This window comes from Bacillota bacterium (assembly GCA_040754675.1).
GTDB lineage: Bacteria > Bacillota > Limnochordia > Limnochordales > Geochordaceae > Geochorda.
Genome location: JBFMCJ010000443.1, coordinates 1 through 3,376, shown reverse-complemented (window position 1 = coordinate 3,376; position 3,376 = coordinate 1). Strand labels below are relative to the sequence as shown.

Sequence of the window (3,376 nt, the reverse complement as noted above, 5' to 3'; positions counted from 1 at the left end):
TGCTGGTGAAGCTACTGTATGAAATGGGGGCGCGGGGTGCCCGGCGCGGGCTGGTCACCCTGTGCATCGGCGGCGGCATGGGTATCGCCCTGGTGGTGGAAGCCGTGTGAGCTCAGGCCGGCCGCCTCGCCGTGCGGCCTGCGCCGTGCGGCTCTGTTTGCCTTGAAGGGCACGGGTGCCGGGGTTGTTCCCCGGCACCTTCCTTTCGGGCTGCCGGGGCTGGGTGGCGGCGTGACCGATGCGGCCATTTCGTGGTACAATACGGATGCCATCTTATGGAATGGCAGCATGAATCAGGGAAGGAGCGAGGAGGGTGCAGGATCTCATCCCGGCCGGGGTCGTGTCGCTGCGGCTGCCCACCCCCTACCCGGTGGGTCCGGTGAACTGCTACCTGATCCAGGGGGAGTTGCCCACGCTGGTGGATACGGGTCCACCCACGGAAGAGGCCTGGGCGGCCCTGGTGCGCTTCCTGGAAGAGCATGGGTTGGGAGCAGGCGGGGCCTGGCAGGTGGTGATCACCCACGCCCACCCCGATCATTTCGGCCTGGGGGAACGATTGCGCAGCCGCTTCGGTGTGAGGGTCCTGGCGCCCCGGGCTGCGGCGGGCTGGCTGGCGCCCGGGAAGGTGGACGAATGGGAGGAGTTCCTCGCCGACTTCCTTCCCCGGGCCGGTGTTCCCGGCGAAGTTGTGCGCCAGTTGAGAAAGGGTCGCTTCGGACTGGGCGACTTCCGCGTGGAGTCGGGTCCCGACGGGTGGCTGGAGCCGGGCACCGCCGTGCGCATGGGGGACACCCCGTGGGAGGTGGTTTCCCTTCCCGGTCACTCTTCCTGTTCCACCGGCTTCTGGCGCCGGGAGGACGGGACCTGCCTGGGCGGGGATGCGCTTCTCCTGGACGCTTACGCTCACAGCGTGCTCGAGCCGGCCATGGACGGGAAGGGATGGTACCCCGGGCTCCTGCGGCAGATGGAAAGCCTGGAGCGTATCCGGCAGTTGGGGCCCGAGCGGGTGCTCCCGGGGCACGGGGAACCGGTCACCTCTCCCGCCTCGTTTGCCGCCTCCCGCCTGCGCTACCTGCGCGGGCGCACGGAAACGGTGTGGGGCCTGCTCATGGAGGGCGAGAAGACCCCCTACCAGGTGGTCCTTAACCTGTACCCCCATTTGAGCTGGGTGGAACTTATGTCGGGTCTGTGGGAGGTCATGGGATACCTGGACGTGCTGGAAGAGCGGGGGGAGGCGATCAGGGAAGAGGCCGGGGGCAAGCTGTACTACCGCGCGCTTTGAGACTCTTCCCCGGCCTGGCGGGTGCCCGGTGCGGCCCTGCCGTCGCGGGTCCTGGCCGGGCGGGATACGCCCGGGCTGCCCGGTACATAGAACCGCCATGGGTAGTCCCGGGCCTCTCCGGCGTAGTCGATTCCTATGCGGGGGCTCGCTGCCACCGCCGTCACGGGTGCGGAAGCGGGCCGGATGATGTACAGGGGGCCCCGTACCAGGTCGGCGCCGTTTTGCGCCAGGGTGATGCCCATGGCCTGGCAGAGGCGTGCCGGTCCTGCCCCCAGCCGGTGCCACAAGTCCCGCCGCCGCCCGGTGTCCTCGCCGGCGGGCCGGTCGCGACCCGCGCCGTCATCGCGGTCGGTGCGGGCGGTGGTTGACCCGTGCCCCCCTGAGCCGGCCCACTCCCCAAGGCCGCGGCGGGCGGCCATCAGTTCGATGCCCACGACCGGTTCCATGCCCCGCACCAGGACGGCGTGGGGCACCCCCTCCCGGGCGCATACCACGTTGAGGCAATGGTGCATGCCGTAGGTGAAATACACGTAGGCGTGGCCCGGAGGACCCCACATGACCTCGTTGCGGCGGGTACGGCGGCCGCCGAAGGCGTGGCAGGCGCGGTCGTCGGGTCCGATGTACGCTTCTACCTCCACTATGCGGCCGGCGGTGGTCCCCTCGGGCGTCTCGTGTACCAGGATCATCCCGAGCAGTTCGGGCGCCACTTCCAGCCCGTGCCGGGCATAGAACTCCCTGGGGAGCTTTTCCCCCGCGATGACCTGCGGAGCCTGCAAGCTGACCACCTCGTCTACCGTATCCGGATAGGCGCGGGCAGTCAAGCCTCAGGGGTGCCGGGGGTGCGGTGGCCGGGGCGGAGGAAGGCCAGGACCACCAGGGTACCGGTAACCAGGGCCAGCACGGTGCCCGGGGAATTCCCGAGGGCGGGACCGGCCACCCGGTAGGCCAGGTAGGCCATCACGCCGGACAGGCCGGCGGGGAGCCCCGCCCGTGCGGCCGGGCGGCGGAGAGAGGGCCGGCGCCCCAGCAGGCGGGCCAGGGTCAGCCAGTCCCACAGGGCCTCGATGAGGGTGCCGATGCCGATGGCCACCGCCGCCCCCGGCAGTCCCAGCCGGGGGACCAGCAGGTAGGTGAGACCCAGGTTGATGACCTCGCCCAGGGCGAAGTTCCGGAAGGCGAGGCCCGGCTCGTACCAGCCGTGCAGGGAGGCGGTCATTACCTGGTCGATGGTGACCAGGGGCGCCACCGTGGAAAGGATGATCAGGAGCAGTGCCGGTTCTGCGGTGCCGAAGGCAGAGCGGCAGAGCGGCTCGGCCAGCAGGAAGGTGAACACCGCGGCGGGAAGGGCCAGCATCCAGGCCTGGTAGAGTGACTCTTCGACCAGGCGGGGCGCGGCCCGGGTGTCCCCCCGGGTGCGGCACGCGGAGAGACCGGGCGTAAGGTTAAAAGTTAACGCCCAAACCAGGGTGGCCGGGAAGAAGGCGATCTGACCCGCCATGCCCCCCAACTGCCCGTACAGGGCCAGGGCCCGGTCTGGAGGATGCCCGGCGGCCCGCAGCAGAGCGGGGATCATGGCGGCGCTGATGGCCCCGGAAGCCATGGCCACCAGCCTTACGCTGGTGGAGGCCCAGGCGAAGCGGGCCATGGTCCCCAGGTCCTCCCGGAGCCGGGGTGCCCCGTCGTCCCGGCGGTGCTCCCCGGTGTCCGCCCCCCGCGGCGGATTCCGGCGCCGCGTCAGGGTCGGGTGGGAGTGCGCCCGCTGGAAGGAGGCGTACACGGAGAGGAGCCCCGCCGCTTCCCCTGCGGTGACGGCGCAGGCCAGGATGGTGGTGGCGGCCACCAGGGGCAGGGGCCCGGCCAGAGCCAGGACCGTGAGCCCGAACGCCGTCTGGGCGAGGGCTTCCACGAGGCGGGCACGGGCGGTGGGATAGGTGAAGTGGCGGCCCTGCAGGTAAGCCCGGTAGACCCCAGACACCGGTACCATCGCCACAGCCGGTGCCAGGGCCAGGATGGGCAGGTGCAGGGAGGGGTCATGGAACAGCAGGCGGGCGGCCGGCCTGCTGGCGGCCATGAGCAGGGCTCCCAGCAGGACCC

4 protein-coding genes are annotated in these 3,376 nt (G+C 70.9%); 2 read left to right on the top strand and 2 right to left on the bottom strand.

Going from position 1 to position 3,376, the window contains the following annotated elements; genetic code table 11:
- The coding region (locus AB1609_18690; protein ID MEW6048474.1) for a hypothetical protein at window positions 1–110 on the top strand (110 nt) is incomplete at its 5' end.
- Window positions 111–313: 203 nt separating this feature from the next.
- Window positions 314–1,282, top strand: coding sequence for an MBL fold metallo-hydrolase (locus AB1609_18685; protein ID MEW6048473.1), 969 nt, complete (start codon window positions 314–316; stop codon window positions 1,280–1,282).
- Here AB1609_18685 and AB1609_18680 read toward each other — a convergent pair.
- Window positions 1,267–2,058 carry a DNA-3-methyladenine glycosylase gene (locus AB1609_18680; GenBank protein ID MEW6048472.1) on the bottom strand — a complete coding sequence of 264 codons (792 nt, stop codon included), beginning with the start codon at window positions 2,056–2,058 and terminating at the stop codon, window positions 1,267–1,269. The two genes, AB1609_18685 and AB1609_18680, sit on opposite strands and share 16 nt — an antisense overlap.
- A gap of 41 nt (window positions 2,059–2,099) precedes the next feature.
- On the bottom strand, window positions 2,100–3,376 hold a 1,277-nt coding region (locus AB1609_18675; protein ID MEW6048471.1), incomplete at its 5' end, for a polysaccharide biosynthesis C-terminal domain-containing protein.